Origin of the sequence: Bradyrhizobium yuanmingense (assembly GCF_025200905.1) — a bacterium.
GTDB lineage: Bacteria > Pseudomonadota > Alphaproteobacteria > Rhizobiales > Xanthobacteraceae > Bradyrhizobium > Bradyrhizobium yuanmingense.
Genome location: NZ_CP104173.1, coordinates 1,741,557 through 1,761,220, shown reverse-complemented (window position 1 = coordinate 1,761,220; position 19,664 = coordinate 1,741,557). Strand labels below are relative to the sequence as shown.

Here is a 19,664-nt window from a genome sequence, read left to right as displayed (position 1 = left end):
CAGCATGGTTACCAAGCCCGATCGTCCCGGGCCACAAACCCAGTGTTCCCAGCGGAATTTGTCGGGCAGCCATGGGATTTCGAGCCAAAATACGCTTTGGCCGCCTCCGGACGCGGGTCGGCTCTTCATCCCTCAGTAACGGCCCTTAGCGTTAAGAAAGCGTTGCTCGGTTCGTGACAAGTGGAAAAGGTGACGATGGAGTGATGCGTCATCCACACACATTGCCAAAATGAATCCGTTAACCGCGCCGCGCAATTGCGCGCGATGGAGGGTAAAGGAATAGTAAAGAGAAGGGCTTGCCCCACTCTCCGTCCATTGAGCTGCTCATGCCCTCGGGTTCGTCCACGCCTGGATCTGATTCGAAGCGTCACCGCGTTCTCCCGGTTCCCAAGACCGTGGCGGGCCTGCGCACCTTCGAGCCCGATTCCTCGATCGTCTCCGACATCATCCCCTCCCCGAACCATGGCGAGCGCAGCAAGGGACGGCAGCCGGACATGATCGTGCTGCACTACACCGGCATGCCCGATGTCGAAGGCGCGCTGGCGCGCCTCTGCACCGCCGGCACCGAAGTGTCGGCGCATTATGTCGTGCTGGAGGACGGCCGCATCGTGCAATGCGTGCCTGAGGCCAAGCGTGCCTGGCACGCGGGCGTCTCCTCCTGGGCCGGCGAGGACGACATCAACTCCTGTTCGATCGGCATCGAGATCATCAATCGCGGCCATGACTGGGGCTATCCTGAGTTTCCGCTGCGCCAGATTGCCGCCGTGATCGCGCTGTGCCGCGGCATCATGCTCCGCCGCAAGGTGCCGGCGCACCGGGTGCTCGGCCATTCCGACGTCGCGCCCGCCCGCAAGAAGGATCCCGGCGAGAAATTTCCGTGGCATTCGCTGGCCAATTCCGGCGTCGGCCACTGGGTGACGCCCGCGCCGATTGTCCGCGGCGAGACTCTCATGCTCGGCACCATCAGCGACGCGGTGCTGAGCATGCAGCAGGCGCTGGCAAGATACGGCTATGGCGTGCCCCTGAACGGCAAGTACGACGCTGCGACGATGGAAGTCGTCACCGCCTTCCAGCGCCATTTCCGCCCGGCGCGGCTGGACGGCGTCGCCGATCACTCGACGCTGTCGACCTTACAGGCGCTGCTGTCGAGCCTGCCGGCGGAAGGAACGCCGGTGGCGTCGACATAGCAGACGTCTTCCGAGAATGTGACCTCTTGCTCCGTCATGCCCGGGCTTGTCCCGGGCATCCACGTCCTGCCTCCACGCATGACGAACGTGGATGGCCGGGACAAGCCCGGCCATGACGGAAACTCAATCCATCTCCCTCATCCTTCGCGCATAGAGCCTTCGCAACGGCTCGAGCTGCGTCGCCACCGTCGCCGCACGATAGGCCTCGCGCGCCTCCTCCGTCCTGCCGAGCCGCCGCAACAGATCCGCGCGCACGGCGGGCAACAGCTCATAGCCGCGAAGCCCGCCGCGCGCGGCGATCGCATCGACGAGATCGAGCGCTCGTGCCGGCCCATCGACCATCGACAGCGCCGCGGCGTGATTGAGCTCGATCACGGGCGACGGATTGATGCGCAGCAGCACCTCGTACAGCCCCGCAATCTGCGGCCAGTCGGTTTCCTCGAAGCTCGGCGCACGCGCATGCAGCGCCGCGATCGCGGCCTGCACCGCATAGGGTTGTGGCCGGCCCGGCACGCGCAGCGCGTGCTCCACCAGCCGCAGCCCCTCGTCGATCTGCGCGCGGTGCCACAGCGAGCGGTCCTGCTCTTCGAGCAGGACGATGTCGCCGGCCGGCGTCTGTCGCCCGGCGCGGCGCGCGTCGTGCAGCAGCATCAGGGCCAGCAGGCCCTTGATGCCGGCGCGGTCGGGCATCAGCCGGTTCAGCAGGCGGCCAAGCCGGATGGCTTCGCTCGCCAGATCAGGCCGCATCAAGTCCGCGCCCTCGGTTGCGACATAGCCTTCGGTGAAGACGAGATAGACCACGGCGAGCACGCCATCGAGCCGCGGCGCCAGCATCTCGCGTTCCGGCACCTCATAGGGGATGCCGGCAAGCCTGATCTTCTGCTTGGCACGGACGAGCCGCTGCGCCATCGCCTCCTCGCCGACGAGGAAGGCGCGTGCCACCTGCGCCGTCGACAGTCCGCACACGGTGCGCAGCGTCAGTGCGACCTGGACCTCGGGCGCGAACGCGGGATGGCAGCAGGTGAAGATCAGCCGCAGCATGTCGTCGTCGAGCGTTGCGGTCGGCTCGTCCGGGCCCAGCGCGTTGAGCTCGAGCTCGTGCACCAGCGCCTGCTGCTTGCCGCGGAAGACAGCCTGACGGCGGATGCGATCGATCGCCTTATGCTTGGCGACGTTGACGAGCCAGGCGCGCGGATTGTCGGGGACCTCACACGCCCAGCGTTCCAGCGCGACCGCGAACGCATCCTGCAGCGCGTCCTCGGCGAGATCGAAATCGCCGACGAGACGGATCAGCGTGGCTAGCGCCCGCCCCGCCTCGTCGCGGAAGATTTTGTCGATCTCGCCAGGGGTCATGTCACGCGATCACCCCCTCTCGTCATTCCGGGGCGCGGCAAAGCCGCGAGCCCGGAATCCATAACCACGATTCGGGGATATGGATTCCGGGCCTGCGCCTTGCGGCGCATCCCGGAATGACGAAGGTGAGAGAGCCGTCACTTCTCATAGACCCAGATCGGCCGCACCTCGATCGAGCCGATGCGTGCGCTCGGAATCCGCGCCGCGATCTCGATGGCGGCGTTGAGATCCTTGGCTTCGATCAGGTAATAGCCGCCGAGCTGCTCGCGCGTTTCCGCGAACGGACCATCGGTCGTCAGCGTCTTTCCGTCGCGCACGCGCACCGTTGTCGCGGTCGTGGTCGGCTGCAAGCGGTCGCCGGCCTTGAAATTGCCGTTCTGGATGATGTCTTGCGTGAAGGATTGATACTCGGCCAGGATCTTCTGGCTGGTCGCCGCGTCGATCTTCGCGTACTCGACCTCGTTCTGGTAGATCATCAGCAGATATTGCATCGGTTCACTCCTGTTGCTCGGCTCCATCGCCGACATCCAGTCGAACGGGGCACGCGCCAAACGACATCTTCAGGATAAATTATTTCTGGGCGAGCGTGCCTCGCGATATCGGCTTGACGAAACCGTCACAAATGCCCATGCCTAAAGCCGTCAGTCGGCCGGACGGCCGCTCCGGCAGGTGCCGAAAGGCCGCCGGGGAGGAAAGTCCGGGCTCCCTTGACATGCGGTGCCGGATAACGTCCGGCGGGGGTGACCCCAGGGAAAGTGCCACAGAGAACGAACCGCCCGCCTTCGCCCTCCGGGGCTTCGGCGCGGCAAGGGTGAAAAGGTGCGGTAAGAGCGCACCGCGGGTCCGGCAACGGAGCCGGCATGGCAAACCCCACCGGGAGCAAAACCGAATAGGGACGGCTTAAGCGGGCTGTTCGCGAAAGCGATAACGCCGCGGGGCGATGTCAGGCCCGCCGTCCGGGTAGGTTGCTCGAGGCCATGTGCAAACATGGTCCCAGAGGAATGGCCGTCACGTATCGCGCGCGCAAGCGGGCGGTGCCCTACAGAACCCGGCTTACAGGCCGGCTGATGTGCGACGAGGGGTTCGGTGCCAACGCATCGGACCCCTCACCATTTTGGCCGATCACCTCGCCAGCCAACCGCCGTCATTCCGGGGCTCGCGAAGCGAGAGCCCGGAATCCATCGGGCGGCAGAGACTGCAGAGAAATGGATTCTCAGATGCGCAATTGCGCATCGTAGCTCGTGCTGCGCACGCCCCGGAATGACGGCGAGAGTTACGCCACGATCTCGCTCAACGCTTTCATCAACGCCTCCGGCGCCGTCACATTCGGCGCGTGGCTGGCGTCGAGCTCGACATAGCGCCAGCCCTGCTCGCTCTTCGTGCGCTGGGCAAACTGCCCGAACACATCGCCGGGCGGAAGGCGCGTGCAGTAGATGTAGCTGCGCGGCACCGCCGGCTCGCCATGTTCGACCCTCAGGCGCGTCTCGAAGCATTTGATCGGCATCGGGACGCGGCGCGCATTGAGCCAGTCGAGATCGGCCTGCGCCGTGTCCGGCGGCGGCGGGTTCGGCGGGATGCGATAGCCGTCGCCCGAGCTGACTGCCCTGCGCATCTGCTCGCGCCCGCCCTCGTTGAGGTCGAACAGCGACTGGCCGTCACGCGGCACGAAGGCGTCGAGGTAGATCAGCTGCGTCACGCGCTCGCGCGCGCGGTCGGCGACCCCGGTCGCAACCATGCCGCCATAGCTGTGGCCGAGCAGCACGATGTCGCTGAGGTCCTCGAAAGCGATGACGTTGAGGATGTCCTGGATATGGGTGTCGAGACCGATCGATGGATTGGCCAGATGCGCGCGCTCGCCGAGCCCGGTGTAGGTCGGCGCCACCAGGCGGTGGCCGGCCTGCGCCATCAGCGGGTGCATCTTCTTCCAGGCCCATCCGCCGGACCATGCGCCGTGACAGAGCAGGAAGGTCTTCGCGCGCGGGGCCATCGGCGTTTCCATCGTTCTTGCTTGATACGATGGAGTGTAGCGGCATGCCGCGCGATGTAAACGCCGCCTCAGGCGGCGCGCGTGTCCTTCACCAGCACCGGCGCAAGCTCGCCGGCCTCGCGCCGCAGCTTGCCCGCCTCGAAACCGTGCATGCCGAGCTGCCATTGCAGGCCGACGATGGCGCCCTTGGTCGGTTGCAGCAGCGCGAGGGAGGCGAACAGCGTCACCGGCAGCCACACCGCGAGCTGCAGCCATTCCGGCGGCGCGTAGGCGGTCTCGACCGCGAGGATTGCCGGCACCACGAGATGGCCGACCACCACCATCACGAGATAGGCGGGAAAATCGTCGGCGCGCTGGTGGAACAGCTCCTCGCCGCAATGGTCGCAAGCCTGCGTCACTTTCAGGAAGCGGCCGAACATGTGCCCTTCCCCGCAATTCGGACATCTGCCGCCGAAGCCGCGCCACATGGCCTTGGCCAGAGAGACCGTCGCCAGAGAGACAGACATGACCACACCTCTTCCTTTTCGATGATCCATGCAATAATATCTTGCATCCATACATTCAAAGGTTATGGGCCTAAATTGCATGGAATGGATCCCTACAATCTCGGAGCTTTCGGGCCCGCGCTACCAGCGCATCGTCGACGCCATGGAGGCCGACATTGCCGCCGGCAGGCTGGTGCGTGGTCAGCAGCTGCCGACGCAGCGCGCCCTGGCAAAGGCCCTCGGCATCGACCTCACCACGGTGACGCGCGCCTACACCGAGGCGCGGCGCCGCGGCATCATGGAAGCCAGGGTCGGACAGGGCTCGTTCGTCTCGGAGACCAGCGCGCGGCGCGCGGTTGACCTGCCGCACCCGGTCGCGATCGACCTGTCGATGAACGTGCCGCCGCACCCGCTGGAGGCGCAGCTCGACGAGCGCATCATCGCCGGGCTCGAAGCCCTCCACGCGCAATCGGGCCTGACGGCGTATCTCAACTACCAGCCGCCCGGCGGCAGCGCGCATGAGCGCGAGGTCGCGACGCGCTGGATGCGCGCCCGCGTTCCGCATGCACAGGCCGACCGGCTGGTGATCTTTCCCGGCGCTCAGACGATCCTCTTCAACCTGCTCGCCCATCTTGCGCGACCCGGCGACACCGTACTGACCGAAGCGCTCACCTTCCCCGGCATCAAGGCCGCCGCGGCACTGTTCGGTGTCAAGCTCGTCGGTGTCCCCATGGATGAGGACGGCATCCTGCCGGATGCGCTGGCAAAGGCGTGCCGCGTGCATACGCCGAAAGCCGTCTATCTCATTCCGACGCTGCACAACCCGACCACGGCGACGCTTTCCGCCGAGCGGCGCGGCACTATTGCGAAGATCATCCGCGATGCCGGCACCATCCTGATCGAGGACGACGCCTACGGGCTGCTCGACCGCTCGGCCTCGCCGATCGCGAACCTCATTCCGGAGCGGACTTATCTTGCAACGACGCTGTCAAAATGCATCGCGCCGGCGCTGCGTGTTGCCTATCTGGTGACGCCCGACAGCGGCGCCCAGCGGGACATGCGCACCTCCCTGCAGGCGACCGTGCAAATGCCGGCGCCCTTGATGGTCGCGCTGGTGACGCATTGGATCGAAAACGGCATCGCCGATCGCATCATCAGCGCCATCCGCAACGAAGCGGTCGGGCGCCAGCAGCTCGCGCAACGCGCGCTGAAAGGCTTTCAGTTCCTCGCCAGGCCCGCGGCGCATCATCTCTGGCTGCGGCTGCCGGAAGGACGCCCCGACGTCGCGGCACATCTGCTGCGGAACGGGCTTGCGGTCGTCGCCGGCGATGCCTTCACCGTCGACGGGGCACCGCCGCATGCGGCACGCGTCTCGCTCGGCGCGGCCCGAAACAGATCGGAATTGACGGAAGCGCTGCGTATCCTGGTCGGCGCGCTGCACAAGCCTGCCGATACGAGGCAGATCGTCTAAAGCGGAAATGGTTTCCTTCACCTCTCCCGCTTGCGAGAGAGGTCGCGCCGAAGGCGCGGGTGAGGGCTTTCTCCTCTTGGGGATTGTCCCGTTGTGGAGACACCCTCTCCCAACCCTCTCCCGCAAGCGGGAGAGGGAGCGCACCTCCCTCGTAGCAATCGAGCTATATTCATCGCACTTTAGATCACCGACGGTGAAGCGCCCGCAGAGCACGCTTGCATGCGGCATGGATTGACCTCGATGGCGGCAGGCATGTTATGCGAGCCGTGCGATCAACCGTTCGGGGTCGCCGCTTGCGACAAGGACAATCCGTTGGAAACGCTCACCTACGTCCTGCTGCTGCTCGGCGCGCTCGCCGGCGGCTTCGTCTCGGGACTGGCCGGCTTCGGCACGGCGCTGATGGCACTCGGCATCTGGCTCTACGTGCTGCCGCCCTCGCTCGCGGTGCCCCTGGTGCTGATCTGCTCGGTCATCGCGCAGACCTCGACGCTGCCCTCGATGTGGAAGAATTTCGATCTCTCGCTGGTCTGGCCGTTCCTGATCGGTGGACTGATTGGCGTGCCGCTCGGGACCATGATGGTCGCCTCCGCGGACCCGGAGGTGTTCAGGCTGAGCGTCGGCGTGCTGATCCTGATCTTTTCGAGCGCACTGTATCTGAACAAGAGGCCGCTCGCGATCAAGATCGGCGGCCGGATCGCAGACGGTGCGATCGGCTTTGCCGGCGGCATTCTGGGCGGACTTGCCGGATTGTCCGGCCCGCTGCCGATCCTGTGGGCCAACATCCGCGGCTGGAACAAGCACGAGCGGCGCGGCATCTTCCAACTCTTTAACTTCACGGTGCTCGCCACCGCGCTGGTGTTGCAGACGGCATCAGGTCTCGTCGCCCTCAAGGTGGTCTGGCTCGCGGCCGTCGCGTTTCCGGGCACGCTGATCGGCGCATGGGCGGGCGCGCGCGTCTACCATGCGCTGAACGACAAGCATTTCGGCGATGTCGTGCTCGGCCTCTTGTTTCTGTCGGGCCTGACGCTCGTCTGGAACAGCCTTGGCGCGCATTAAAGCGCCGCGAACTCGCGGGAGGTCACTTTCGCTACGCGGGAGCACGGGCGGAAGGCGCGACCGGCTTGGCTTCCACCGTCTCCGCGGCCTGGTCCCGCGGCGCGAAGCGCTTGCCGAACTCGCGGCGCAGCAGCCACAAGCTCAAGCCGGCCTGCAGCGTCGTCGCCGCGATCGAAAGATACCAGACGTGCTCGATGCGGAATCCGGGTCGCGTCGACAGCCAGAGCACCGGCAGCGAATAGGTGAGCACGCGCGTCATCGAGCTCAGCAGCACAGGCTTGGTGTTGCCGAGGCGTTGGAACATGCTCGAGCAGGTGAAGATGAGCCCCTGTGCCACCATGTTGAGCGAGATGATCCGCAGGAACAGGTAGGCGACCTCCATCGTCGCCCGATCGTTCGAGAATCCGGCCAGCAGCAGCTCCGGCTTCAGCTGCGCGAGGATCATGAAGCCGACCGCCACGATGGAGGTGATCAGCGCCGATTTGACGAAAGTCTCTCGCACCCGCGCGGCGTCGCCAGCGCCGAAATTCTGGCCGGCGATCGGCCCGGCCGCCAGTGCAACCGCGAGCGCCGGCATCTGGATGAGGGCGAGGACGCGCTGGCCGATACCGAAGCCTGCCTGTGCCGCCGCGCCGAAGTCGCGCAGCACGTAGTAGACTACCGCCATGAAGATAAACATCATTGCGAACTCGCCGCCGGCCGGCAGACCGACATTGAGGATGCGCTTGAAGTGGCGTGGTTGCGGACGCCACTGCACCGGATTGAATGCAACGTAGCGCTCGACCTTGCGAAAATACGCCAGCAGCATCAGGACGCCGGCGCCCACCGCGATCGTGCTCGCCAGTCCGGCGCCGGCGACACCGAGCGGATAACCGGTGCCCCAGCCGGAGATCAGGACCGGCGCCAGTGCAATGTTGATGATGACGGCAAGGACCCGCACCAACATGGCGGGGCGCACGATGCCGGTCGCGCTGAGCGCGGAGGCAATGACTTGCATGACGAATTCCAGCGCGAGCGCCGGCATGAACCACAACAGATAAGTGGTCCCCGCCTCGATCGTGGCCTGGTCAGCGGCGATCGAACGCATGTAAAGACGCGACAGCACCGCTCCCGTGACCAGGGTCAGCAGGCCGAACAGCACCGACAGCGCGACCGCCTGATTGAAGATCAGATTGGCGTCCCGCCGGTCCTTGCGTCCCACCGCATGCGCAATCAGCGCCACTGTCCCGACGCCGAGCACCTGTATCAGGCCGTTGACGAGAAAGCCGGCATTTCCCGCGGCGGCCACGCCTGCCACTGCGGCATCACCTAGCCCCGACACGAAGTAGAGATCGACCAGCTGGCAGATCATGATCGAGATCATGCCGGCCATGATCGGAGGCGCCATGCTCAGGATGTGGCTAGCGATGGAGCCGCGCGTCAGGTCTTTCATCTCATTCCATCCCTCGACGCCGTGACGGCGGGACTTCGCCCCGCCGCCGCGCGCCTCACTCCGCTGCTGCGATCTGTCCGAGCTCCACCACCTGACGCTCGAACAGGCCGCGATAGATGCCCCCTTGCTTGGCTGCGAGCACCGTATGCGTGCCCTGCTCGACGATCTCGCCGCGGTCGAACACCAGGATGCGATCGAGGCTCCTCACCGTCGACAGCCGGTGCGCGATCACGATCGAGGTGCGCCCCTTCATCAGCCGCTCCATCGCCTCCTGGATCAGCGCCTCCGATTCCGAATCGAGGCTCGAGGTCGCCTCGTCCAGGATCAGCACCGGCGCATCCGCCAGGAAGGCGCGCGCCAGCGCGACGCGCTGCCGCTCGCCGCCCGACAGCTTGACGCCGCGCTCGCCGACCAGCGTGCCGTAGCCCTTCGGCAGGCGCAGGATGAAGTCATGCGCGTTGGCGAGGCGGGCCGCCTGCTCGATCGCTTCAAGGCTGGCACCGGGCCGGCCATAGGCGATGTTCTCGGCGAGCGTGCGGTGAAACAGGATCGGCTCCTGCTGCACGATCGCGATCTGGCTGCGCAGCGATTGCTGCGTGGCGAGCGCGATATCCTGCCCGTCGATCAGCACGCGGCCGCCGGTGACGTCGTAGAGCCGCTGCACCAGCTTGACGAAGGTGGTCTTGCCGGAGCCGGAGCGGCCGACCAGGCCGACCCGCTCGCCGGCGCGGATCCTGACCGACAAGCCGTCGTACAGCGGCACGCGATGGCCGCCATAGTGGAACGTGACGTCGTCGAACACGATCTCGCCGCCCTCGATCGCGATCGGCCGCGCGTCGGCCGCATCGGCAATGCCGATCGGCTCGTCATGGATCGCCACCAGCTCGTCCATGTCGTTGACCGAGCGCTGGAGGTTGTTGATGTGCATGCCGACGTCGCGCAAATAGGCGTGGATGATGTAGTAGCTGGTCAGCACATAAGTGACGTCGCCGGGCGAGGCGTGACCTGACATCCACAGCAGCACCGATCCGCCGATCACGGACGCGCGCAGGCACAGCAGCAGCGAGAGCTGCGACATCGCCGTGTAATTATAGCGGTACCAGGTCCGCCGCACGCGCACGCGCCAGCGGTTGATGACACCGGCGAGCCGCGTGTCCTCGCGCGACTCCGCGCCGAAGGATTTCACCACGGCATTGCAGGTCAGCGCATCCGCCAACGTGCCGCCGACCTTGGTGTCCCAGGCATTGGAGACGCGGGCCGCCGGCGCGATGTAGCGGGTCGAGAGCACCACCGTGATCGTGACGTAGAAGATCGCCCCGATCGCGATCACCACGCCAAGCGAGGCCCAGTGCATCCCGATCAGGATCATCGAGCCCACCAGCACCAGCAGCGAGGGCGCCAGCGCCATCAGGATGGTGTCGTTGAGCAGGTCGAGCGCCCACATGCCGCGAGTGATCTTCCGCACCGTGGAGCCGGCAAAGGAGTTCGCATGCCAGTCGGTCGAGAAGCGCTGCACGCGGGTGAATGCCTCTTGTGCGACGTCCGACATGGTTTTGAGCGTGAACGGCACGATCGCCTGCAACCCTGCGAGCCGCAGCACCACCGAGGCCGCGCCCAGCGCCACGATGGCGCCGAACGCGACCAGCGCGGCATGGCGCGCATCGGGATCGGACGGTCCGCGGGTCAACGCATCGACCAGATGTCCGGAGAAGACCGGCATGAACAGGTCGGCGACGGTTGCGCCCAACAGGCCGCCGGCCACGACGAGGCCGCGCACCGGCTGCTTCAGCCAGTGCCGGAAGACGAAGGGCAGCACCACGCGAATGGCGGCGGGCTTCTTTGACAGAGCGGTCATGGCATCATCCGGCCGCTTCGCGCGGGCCGGCTCCATCGATGGACGCGAGTCGGCCCAAAGGCCGCGACGGCGTCACGTAAGACTGACTTTGACTTGGGAAACGAAGCGATCGGGACGCTTGGCCAAAACCTTGGCCCAATCGAAGCTGGCGGAAGAGGCCTCTAACAGGCCGCGTACATACCGAGCCAGAACGTGATCGAGGTCATCATCGAGCGCGGGCGTACGATCTGCGATTGCGACGACATCATGCAAATCTCTCCCCGGTTCGAATGAATGAGGTGCGCTTTATAGATGTGTCGCCAGCCGATTGCAACGGGGCTCGCGCGAGATCACGCACGAGTGTTGCAAATTAGTGCGCGTCGCCGGCCGCGCCGAACGGGGAAGCCGGCTTGTTCAGCAGCGCGACCAGCAGGCTGAGACCGAGATAGAACAGCGCCAGCATGAGGAAGACATCGCCGAAGCTCATCACCACGGCCTGACGATGCACGATCTGGCTGAGCTGCTTCATCGCCATCAGCGCGGAATCGCCGAGCCCCTGGAACTTCTGCATCAACATGGTCAGGGTTTCAGTCGCGGTCGTGTTGCCCCAGGTCACCCGCTCCTGCAGGCGGACGATGTGCAGGTCGGTGCGTTCGTTGAGCACGGTGTTGATGACGGCGAGGCCGACCGCGCCGCCGAGATTGCGCATCAGGTTGAACAGTCCGCTCGCGTTCTTCACCTTCTCGGGCGCGAGCGTGCCGAGCGCGATGTTGTTGGTCGGCACCATCGCGAACATCATGCCGATGCCGCGCAGGATTTGCGGCACCAGCAGCTCGTAGAAATCGTATTCGCGCGTGATAAAGGTCATCTGGTAGGAGCCGATCGCGAACACGATGAGGCCGAATGCGATCATGTAGCGCATGTCGACCTTCGCCATGAGCCGGCCGACCAGCGGCGCGACCAGGAACATGGTGATGCCGGAGACGAACATGGTCTCGCCGATCATCAGCGCGCTGTAGCCGCGCACTTCGGCGAGATAGCGCGGGTAGATGTAGGTCAGGCCGTAGAGGCCGATGCCGATGCAGAATTGCAGCGTGCATCCGACGGCGAAATTGCGGTCGGAGAAGGTGCGCAGATTGACGATCGGCTCGGCCGCCGTGAACACGCGCCAGAAGAAGGCGATGGCCGAGAGACCGCTGATCCAGGCGCAGATCGCGACCGACGTGTCCTGCATCCATTGATGTTGCGATCCTTCCTCCAGCACGTATTCCAGCGTGCCGAGGAAGCTCGCCATGAACAGCAGGCCCCACCAGTCGAAGCGGTCGAGCAATTCGAAATGCGGCTCGTCGAAATCGACCAGCGCCAGCACACCTAATGTAATGCCGATGCCGGGCACGACGTTGATGAAGAACAGCCAGTTCCACGACATCAGGTCGGTGATGTAGCCGCCGACCGTCGGCCCGATGGTCGGGGCCAGCGTCGCGACGAGGCCGATGATGGGTCCGACGATGTGGAATTTGGTGCGCGGGAAGACGGTGTAGGCCGAAGCGAACACGGTCGGGATCATGCCGGCGCCGAGAAAGCCCTGCAGCGCACGCCAGAGGATCATCTCCTCGATCGTCGTGGCGAAGCCGCAAAGCAGGCTTGCGGCGGTGAAGCCCGCCGCCGAGATCGCGAACAGCAGCCGCGTGCCGAAGGCGCGCGACAGGAAACCCGACAGCGGGATCGCGATCACCTCGGCGATCAGATAGGCGGTCTGAACCCAGGACACCTCGCTGGAGCTCGCCGACAGCCCGGCCTGGATTTCGCTCAACGAGGCCGAGACGATCTGGATGTCCAGGATCGACATGAACATCCCGAACACCATGATGATGAACGCGAACAGCCGCTTCGGCGCAATGCGCTCCGAAGCGGGATCCGCCATCATGGCAGGTGAAGCGGTGGTGGCGGTGGCCATGTGTCAGCTCGGACTCATCTCACCTCTCCCGCAAGCGGGAGAGGGAGCGCACCTGCATTCGGGGCAGCGGCGCGGCTCATGTCATCGTTCCTACTGCGGATGAACCGCGGTGGGATGGTCGAGGTCGACCTCGCTGTCGGCGTCGGCGGCGCCCTTGTTGGTGTCGACGGTGGCGTAGACCGACATGCCGGCGCGGAGCAGGTTCTGCTTCGCCACCGATTTGGGCACGCGAATGCGGACCGGCACGCGCTGCACGATCTTGGTGAAATTGCCGGTGGCGTTGTCAGGCGGCAGCAGCGTGAATACCGAACCCGCGCCGGCCGCGATGCTGTCGACCACGCCGGAAAACTTGCGCATGCCATAGGCATCGACCTTGATCGTCACCGGCTGTCCCGGGCGGATGCGCTTGAGCTGCGTCTCCTTGAAATTCGCGTCGATATAGACCTCGTCCAGCGGCACGATGTTGCCGAGGCGCTGGCCGACCGCGACGAAGTCGCCGGTGTTGACCAGGCGGTTCGAGAACGTGCCGTTGACCGGCGCGCGCACCGCGGTGAAGCCGAGGTCGCGCTCGGCCTTGGCCAGCGTGGTCTTGAGCTCGGCGAGCTGGGCCTGCGCTTCGGCTTGCTGCGCCTTGGCGACGTCGACATTGCTGACGGCAACCTCATAGGCGGCCTTCGCGGCCTTGACCGCGGCGGCGCCCTGGTCGCGTCCGGCCTCCGAGCTTTCGAAGGTGGCGCGCGAGGCAAAGCCCTTGCTGCTCAGCGCCTGCTGGCGCTCGTAATCGAGGTCGGCGCGCTTGAGGCCCGCTTCCGCGGAGACGAGCTGCGCCTTGGCCTGGGCGACCTGGCTATCGAGTGCGGCGACCTGGCGGCCGATGCGATCGATGGTGGTCTGCTGGGTCGCGATCTTGGTCGCGGCGGCTTGGACCGCGATCCTGTAATCGCCGTCGTCGATGCGGAAGATGATGTCGCCGGCCTGGACGGGCGTGTTGTCGCCGGCGAGGATCGCGGAGATATGGCCGGCAACGCGCGCGCCGAGCATGGTGTTGTTGGCGCGGACATAGGCATCGTCGGTCGAGATGTAGAAGCGGCCGACCAGCGTGTAATAGCCGGCATAGCCCGCAACGGCGAACGCGAGCGCGAGGCCGAGGCCGGTCAGGACGAATTTGCGCTTGCCGGATTTGGGCGCAGCGGCGGCGGGCGCTTCCGCCCCGGGTGCCGGCGGCTTGTCGGTCACCGGACTCTCCGGCGCCTCGCGGGTCGGACGCTTCGCCTCCTCGGCGACATGAGGGCGCAGTTGCTCGGCAGGGAGTGCGGATGCCTCGGAGCCAGGATCGCCGCCCGCCTGGCCCTCCACCGCTTCCTGGCGAAGGACGCGAGCCGTCTGGTCTCTCGATGCGGCCATCCAGGCCTCCCCACAAACGCAACCGAGGGCGCCCGCTGTTGCGGGCGGTCTCCTCGCTACATCTCAAATACCATTGACCGAACGGTTCGGTCAATATAGAGATTATGTCCTGCAGACCTTAATGCCGCGAATCCTTCGTTGGCGTTTCATGGCCCTGATCCGAACCAAAAAGCTTCCGAGACCCTAAACCAATGGTTGTAGCTGGCGGCGAACAATTGCACGTCGTCCCGGACGAGGACAATTCCAAGCGCCGCCAGATTCTGGACGGCGCCCGCAAGGTGTTCATGGATCTTGGCTTCGACGGCGCCAGCATGGGCGAGATCGCCCGCGCCGCGCAGGTCTCCAAGGGCACGCTCTACGTCTATTTCGCCGACAAATTCGCGCTGTTCGAAGCCATCGTCGAACAGGAGGCGCTCCAGCATGGCCAGGTCGTGTTCAGTTTCGATCCCGAGCGCGAGGCCGAGACCACGCTGAAGGAGTTCGGCCTCGCCTATCTTCACCTGGTCTGCCGCCCCGGTGGCGGATCGGCGATCCGCACCGTGATGGCGATCGCCGAGCGCATGCCGGATGTCGGCCGCCGTTACTATGCGCGCGTGCTGGACAAGAGCATCAACCGCCTCTCCAACTATCTCAAGGCCCGTGTCGCCTCGGGCGATCTCGCGATCGACGATTGCGATCTCGCCGCCTCGCAGTTCATGGAGCTCAGCAAGGCCTCGCTGTTCCTGCCCTTCGTGTTCCAGGCGGCGCCCGCGCCGTCGGAACAGCGCATGAGTGCGGTGGTCGAGAGCGCGACGCGGATGTTCCTGGCGGCGTACAAGGCGAAGTAACAGCGCGTTGCACGTGCGAGCCGAGCCGCCCTATATTGCGGCCATGTCTCGAGATCTTCGCCCGCCGGTCGACATCCTCCACTACGAGATCGTCCAGGAACAGGCCTCGGCTCTGGGACGGATGGGCCGCGCCCTCGAACAAAGCCTGTCGCGTTTGCGCGAGTTCGACGCCGCCCACGCCGCGGCCGAATTGCCGGAAGCGATGCAACCGGCTAGGCGCAAGCTGGTGCTGGAAGCCGGCCAGGCGCTTTGGATGTTCGTGGTGCAACGCGAGGCGTCCGGCTTACGCGACAGCCGCCACATCATGCGCACCTACAACGTCCCGGGTGAGGTGCAGCGCTGCATGGGGCTGGCACCCGCGCCGCGGAAGCCGGCCGCGGGGTGAACTCCGGCTCCGCTGAGATCAAATTTCGATTTTTTCCATTGCGCGCCATCCGTGCAGGACACGCCGCCCCTCCCGCGCGAACGCAAAGCAATTGCCGCCGCCGGCGGGCTGATCGTGGATGCGGGCGATCGCATGGCCCGCAATGTGGCAGAACAGCAGCGTGCCGACCGCGCCGTGGCCGACGAACAACACGTCGCCGGGACGATGTCGCGCCAGCACCGCCTCAGCCTCGCGCACGATCCGCGCCTGTGCATCCGCGGCACGCTCCCAGCCGCGCACGCTGAGATGAGGCGCGGCGAAGAACTGGTCGGCGACGGCTTCGAACTCGGCCGGCTTCAGGAAGCCGGTCGCCGAACGGTCGTTCTCGTGCATGGCCTCGCGGATCTCGATCATGAGTCCGAGCCGAGCGGCAACGATCTCGGCGGTCTCGATCGCCTTCCGCTCGCCGCTGGAGACGATCTGCGTCGTGCTTGCGAGCCAGCCTGCATTCGCCAAAGCTTCGGTGCGCGCGCGACCCACCGCGCTCAGGCCCCATTGCGGCACCGGCACATCGGGATCGATTTGCACCTGCGGGTGGGTGAGATAGCGGACGATAGACATTGCCTTTGACGCGATCGTAGCCCGCATGGAGCGAAGCGGAATGCGGGGACAGTTTTTCCCGGATTGCGCTTCGCTCCATCCGGGCTACTGGCAAATCGGGCTATTCGTCGATGTAGTCGTCGTCTTCCCGCTTGTGCATCGTGCTCTTGCGAGCACCGAGCGAACCGGTCACCGACGGCTCGCGCCCGCTCGCATAGGGTCTGCGCGATTGCGCGCGCGAGGCGACCTCTTCGCCCGACACCGCGGCCGGCTGGCAGATCAGGCGGCGGCTGGCGCGGCGCATCAGATCGACATGGATGTGATCGTAGTGAAAGACGTTGGAGCCCGGCGCCAGCACGGTCGTGAAGTGCGCGCAGGCCCCAGCCTGCACGTCGCGCAGGAAGCCCTGCTCTTCCGGCATGCCGCGCCAGCCGTCCTTGATGGTGATGCGGCGGCCGTCGGCGAGCACGAAGGCGGAAATGTCGAGGGCGTTGCCGAAGGCGTGCTCCGAAATATGGGCCCGCGAATTGCCGTTCATCCCGCGGCAGGAATAGGCGGAGATCTGCTTGATCTCGGCGACGCGCACGCCGAACCAGCGCATCGCCGACGGCTGCACCGTGTCGGCGAGCCAGCGGTCGAGCTCGGACACGATCGGACAGGCGAGCGTCGCGGTCGGCTTGATCGCGACGGGACCGACGCTCGTGACGGGATTACCCTGCGCAGGACCAAGACGCGGCAGCGGCTGCTGCGCCGGCGCCTGCGAGTAAGGCGCCGGACGAGCCGGATAGCTCGGTGTGTTCATGTAGCGCGCCGCCCCCGCGGCATCGGTGCCCTCGGGCGGCAGGTCGATCTCGTCTTCCTGCGCGGCCACGCCGGGGGCGTTGAGCGACATCGGTCCGGTCGAGGTGCCGTAGCCGGTGGGCTGGCGCACCGCGCTCTCGGGATAGTTCGAGGGCTGCGGATAGGACGATGCGGGATATCCCCGGCTCTGCGGATAATTCGACTGCGGCTGCACCGGCCAACGCGGCTGGTTGCCGATGCTGCCGGGCGGGCGCAGCGCCTCGTCGGCAAAGCCATAGGTGCCGGAAGCTTCGCCGATGGCGGCTACCTTGAGCGGAAACTCGGCGCCGCAGCTGCCAGGCCCGGAGATCGGGTCGATGCGGACGATGTCCGCACTTTCCTTGACTGCGCCCGATTTCAGGCATGCGGCTTCTGCCTCGGCCCGCCACGGTTCGCGTTCGGCCTGGAAGAAGCCGCGACCGCAACCCGCTAGCGAAACAAGGACGATGGAGCCGACGAGATACAAACGAACTCCGCGCGTCATGAACGCACGTTCGGTGAATTTACTTAAAGACTCTTCAACGTGTTGATTTCAGTGTTCTTTAACCCTACCGGGCGCGGCGGCACCGGTTGCTGCCGATGACGAGCGACAGCGAGCCTGACTTTTTCGAAAAGAGACTTTCTGTTAACCATGACGGCCGCGGCAATGCGCGCGACCGCGGGAGCGACCTCATGACGTTCGCCGGCAGACTGAGCGTTATCACCGCCTACCTCGCCATGGCCTTCGTCGGCGCCATCGTGCTCGGGATGATTTAGACTCAAAGCACACAGTGACTCTCTTCCCTTCTCCCCTTGTGGGAGAAGGTGGCGCGCGAAAGCGCGACGGATGAGGGGTTCTATCCTCGCGGCACAGTGCTTGTGGAGACAACCCCTCACCCAAGTGAATTCGTGTCGACCAGCGGAGCTGCCCTCTCCCACAAGGGGCGAGGGCACAACAATGCGCATCGCCGCGAGCTACGACCGCGCGCTCCATTGAGGTGACGTCGTGATCAGCTCCTCCCGCGGCGCTTCGACCCGTGTCCAGTCGTTGCCGGAGCACCAGAAGCGGCCGAGCGCGCAGGCTTCGACGTGCAGCTTGCCGGAGCTCTTCAGCGTCATCGTGGCGTAGTAGGTGTTGCCGCTGGAGCGGCTGTAGATGCTGCCGGTCCAGACATTGTGCTTCTTCGGCTTCATGTTGACGAGCACGCTCTCGCCCCGGCTCGTCGCTTCGCTGAGCGCGTAGCCGCACAGCGTAGCTCCACAGCGCTCTATGCGGACCGTGCCCTTGGCGCCGGCGCTCTCCCATTCGCCGAGCGGCGCATGGCCTTCGTCAGCGCCGATCTGCGCCACCGCTGCGGTCTGATTGATCTCGGCGCCCGGGACGATGACCGGCGGCTCGATGCGCGGCGGTTCGAGCGCGGCGGTCTTCGGCTGATCGATGCGCTCCAGATCAACCCGCGGCGGACCGTCGCTCAGCGCCTCCATTCTCGAAATCTCCAAGCTTGGCGCCGGCGGCGGTGCAACGGGCTGCGACGTCGCCGCGGCAAGCACGGGAGGCGCCGGTGCCGGCACCACCACAGCCGCTTGGGGCGGCTTGACCGCTGCCGTCGGACAAGCCGGCTGCGGCGCCTGGACCACCGGCGCGGGCGCCGGCTGCGCGGCTCGTGCCATGCCGACATCGTCCGTCGACCTGAGGCTGCGCCTGGAAGCCACCGTGATACAGGACGCAGATCGGCAATTGCGCGGCGCCTCGACATGGAACCGGTTGCCGCCGATCGAGAACGTGTAGGCGCCGGCCTGCGCCGTCGGCGCGATCGCCAGCAACGTGATCGATGTGGCAAGACAGGTGGCAAGCCAGGTCGCAAGCCGCTGCATCTGCGTTTCCCTCGGTGTCGCGACGACGTTACGCAGCGCAGGCGCGGCTGAATGTGCGCTGCATCACCCAGGCGTTGTTCGCTCGTTGTGACGCCCATCACAGAACGCCCGACCGCCGCGGCTTAGGGTCGAACCACGCTTCATTCACCAGCGACACCAGTCCATATCGGGACCGCGCTATTTTCGGAGGTTGTCATGAACAAGCTCTCCATCGCCGCCACCGCCCTCTTCCTGGCTTCGACCGCCGCCGCGCATGCCGGCAATTCGATCTCGTTCCAGATCGAGGGCCAGCACATCCGCATCGAGACGCCGCGCAACTGCGCTTCGCTCAATTGCGTGACCATCGTCGCGCCGGGCCTGTCGGACAAGCCGATCAAGCTGAACAACATCAACCTCAAGGGTCTTGGCGGCTCCAAGGACGATGACGACGACACCACGCCGGCTCCGGCGCCCACGACGGCGCAACCCACGCCGGCTCCCGTGCAGCAGCAGCCCGTGCCGCAAGCGACTGCGCCGGCACCGCCAGCCGCGCCCGCTGCCCCAGCCGCGACCGCTGCCGCCGCTCCTTCTGTCGGCTTCGACAGCTCGCAGCCTGCTCCTGTTGCTGCGCCTGCCCCTGTTGCCGCTCCCGTCGCCGCGGCTCCCGCGCCGGCTCCGGTGGCTGCCGCGCCCGTGGCCGCAGCGAACTCGCCGATCGGCATCTGGGCGACCGAAGAGAACAAGGGCAATGTCCGCGTCGAGCAGTGTGGCGCCAATCTCTGCGGCTATGCCGAGAAGACCAATGAGCGCATCCTGATCAACATGAAGCCCGAAGGATCGAAGTGGAGCGGCCGCATTCGCGATCCCAACTCCGGCCGCAACTACGACTCCACGATCTCGATGAAAGGTCCGAATACGATGCGCGTGCAAGGCTGCGCCTTCGGCGGCATGTTCTGCGGCGGCCAGACCTGGAAGCGCGTGAGCTGACCCGCGGAGCGCATCGCGAAAAGTAGACAACTCTTCGTCATGCCCGG

General features: G+C 65.8%; 18 protein-coding genes and 1 other RNA gene. 8 read left to right on the top strand and 11 right to left on the bottom strand.

What is annotated here, in order from left to right; all coding sequences use genetic code 11:
- The first annotated feature begins 404 nt into the window (after positions 1–404).
- On the top strand, positions 405–1,187 hold the full coding sequence (locus N2605_RS08255; protein ID WP_425248852.1) for an N-acetylmuramoyl-L-alanine amidase: 783 nt from the start codon (positions 405–407) through the stop codon (positions 1,185–1,187).
- A gap of 123 nt (positions 1,188–1,310) precedes the next feature.
- Here N2605_RS08255 and N2605_RS08250 read toward each other — a convergent pair whose 3' ends face one another.
- On the bottom strand, positions 1,311–2,540 hold the full coding sequence (locus tag N2605_RS08250) for an RNA polymerase sigma factor (protein WP_225188363.1): 1,230 nt from the start codon (positions 2,538–2,540) through the stop codon (positions 1,311–1,313).
- A 137-nt stretch (positions 2,541–2,677) separates the two neighbouring features.
- Positions 2,678–3,031 (bottom strand): YciI family protein, encoded by a 354-nt coding sequence (locus N2605_RS08245; RefSeq protein ID WP_074447535.1) that lies wholly within the window; start codon positions 3,029–3,031, stop codon positions 2,678–2,680.
- Between the two features lie 150 nt (positions 3,032–3,181).
- On the opposite strand from N2605_RS08245, the gene rnpB reads away from it, so the two are divergent.
- Positions 3,182–3,612: RNase P RNA component class A (gene rnpB / locus N2605_RS08240), an RNA gene on the top strand.
- A gap of 201 nt (positions 3,613–3,813) precedes the next feature.
- Here rnpB and N2605_RS08235 read toward each other — a convergent pair.
- Together N2605_RS08235 and N2605_RS08230 are read right to left on the bottom strand one after the other, a co-directional pair.
- Positions 3,814–4,527 carry an alpha/beta fold hydrolase gene (locus tag N2605_RS08235; RefSeq protein ID WP_260346266.1) on the bottom strand — a complete coding sequence of 238 codons (714 nt, stop codon included), beginning with the start codon at positions 4,525–4,527 and terminating at the stop codon, positions 3,814–3,816.
- A gap of 68 nt (positions 4,528–4,595) precedes the next feature.
- Entirely contained in the window at positions 4,596–5,033 is a 438-nt protein-coding gene (locus tag N2605_RS08230; RefSeq protein WP_225151439.1) for a DUF983 domain-containing protein, read from the bottom strand.
- A gap of 79 nt (positions 5,034–5,112) precedes the next feature.
- Between N2605_RS08230 and N2605_RS08225 the strand changes: the two genes are divergently transcribed.
- Positions 5,113–6,483 (top strand): aminotransferase-like domain-containing protein, encoded by a 1,371-nt coding sequence (locus N2605_RS08225; RefSeq protein WP_260346265.1) that lies wholly within the window; start codon positions 5,113–5,115, stop codon positions 6,481–6,483.
- Positions 6,484–6,795: 312 nt separating this feature from the next.
- Positions 6,796–7,539, top strand: coding sequence for a sulfite exporter TauE/SafE family protein (locus tag N2605_RS08220; RefSeq protein ID WP_036038352.1), 744 nt, complete (start codon positions 6,796–6,798; stop codon positions 7,537–7,539).
- A 31-nt stretch (positions 7,540–7,570) separates the two neighbouring features.
- On the opposite strand, the gene N2605_RS08215 is transcribed toward N2605_RS08220, so the two are convergent.
- The 4 genes from N2605_RS08215 to N2605_RS08200 all read right to left on the bottom strand — a co-directional run bounded on the left by N2605_RS08215 (position 7,571) and on the right by N2605_RS08200 (position 14,166).
- Positions 7,571–8,971, bottom strand: a complete 1,401-nt coding sequence (locus N2605_RS08215; protein WP_260346264.1) for an MATE family efflux transporter — start codon at positions 8,969–8,971, stop codon at positions 7,571–7,573.
- Between the two features lie 55 nt (positions 8,972–9,026).
- On the bottom strand, positions 9,027–10,826 hold the full coding sequence (locus N2605_RS08210; protein ID WP_036003502.1) for an ABC transporter ATP-binding protein: 1,800 nt from the start codon (positions 10,824–10,826) through the stop codon (positions 9,027–9,029).
- Between the two features lie 349 nt (positions 10,827–11,175).
- Positions 11,176–12,762: a DHA2 family efflux MFS transporter permease subunit gene (locus N2605_RS08205; RefSeq protein ID WP_260346263.1), complete on the bottom strand. Its 1,587-nt coding sequence runs from the start codon at positions 12,760–12,762 to the stop codon at positions 11,176–11,178.
- A gap of 90 nt (positions 12,763–12,852) precedes the next feature.
- Positions 12,853–14,166 (bottom strand): HlyD family secretion protein, encoded by a 1,314-nt coding sequence (locus N2605_RS08200; RefSeq protein ID WP_036028410.1) that lies wholly within the window; start codon positions 14,164–14,166, stop codon positions 12,853–12,855.
- A gap of 191 nt (positions 14,167–14,357) precedes the next feature.
- On the opposite strand from N2605_RS08200, the gene N2605_RS08195 reads away from it, so the two are divergent.
- Together N2605_RS08195 and N2605_RS08190 are read left to right on the top strand one after the other, a co-directional pair.
- A complete protein-coding gene (locus N2605_RS08195) occupies positions 14,358–14,993 on the top strand; it encodes a TetR/AcrR family transcriptional regulator (protein ID WP_036028412.1) in 636 nt (211 codons plus the stop codon).
- Between the two features lie 43 nt (positions 14,994–15,036).
- Positions 15,037–15,378, top strand: a complete 342-nt coding sequence (locus N2605_RS08190) for a DUF6665 family protein (protein ID WP_036028416.1) — start codon at positions 15,037–15,039, stop codon at positions 15,376–15,378.
- Between the two features lie 18 nt (positions 15,379–15,396).
- On the opposite strand, the gene N2605_RS08185 is transcribed toward N2605_RS08190, so the two are convergent.
- Both N2605_RS08185 and N2605_RS08180 read right to left on the bottom strand, forming a co-directional pair.
- Positions 15,397–15,978 carry a histidine phosphatase family protein gene (locus N2605_RS08185; RefSeq protein WP_260346260.1) on the bottom strand — a complete coding sequence of 194 codons (582 nt, stop codon included), beginning with the start codon at positions 15,976–15,978 and terminating at the stop codon, positions 15,397–15,399.
- Positions 15,979–16,078: 100 nt separating this feature from the next.
- On the bottom strand, positions 16,079–17,281 hold the full coding sequence (locus N2605_RS08180) for an extensin family protein (protein WP_260346259.1): 1,203 nt from the start codon (positions 17,279–17,281) through the stop codon (positions 16,079–16,081).
- A gap of 95 nt (positions 17,282–17,376) precedes the next feature.
- Between N2605_RS08180 and N2605_RS08175 the strand changes: the two genes are divergently transcribed.
- Complete coding sequence (locus tag N2605_RS08175) at positions 17,377–17,553, top strand: hypothetical protein (protein WP_157783985.1); 177 nt, start codon at positions 17,377–17,379, stop codon at positions 17,551–17,553.
- A gap of 198 nt (positions 17,554–17,751) precedes the next feature.
- Here the strand turns inward: N2605_RS08175 and N2605_RS08170 are convergent, their stop codons facing one another.
- Positions 17,752–18,651: a DUF2147 domain-containing protein gene (locus tag N2605_RS08170; RefSeq protein ID WP_036028423.1), complete on the bottom strand. Its 900-nt coding sequence runs from the start codon at positions 18,649–18,651 to the stop codon at positions 17,752–17,754.
- A 195-nt stretch (positions 18,652–18,846) separates the two neighbouring features.
- On the opposite strand from N2605_RS08170, the gene N2605_RS08165 reads away from it, so the two are divergent.
- Positions 18,847–19,617 carry a DUF2147 domain-containing protein gene (locus N2605_RS08165; protein WP_036028424.1) on the top strand — a complete coding sequence of 257 codons (771 nt, stop codon included), beginning with the start codon at positions 18,847–18,849 and terminating at the stop codon, positions 19,615–19,617.
- Positions 19,618–19,664: the final 47 nt, after the last annotated feature.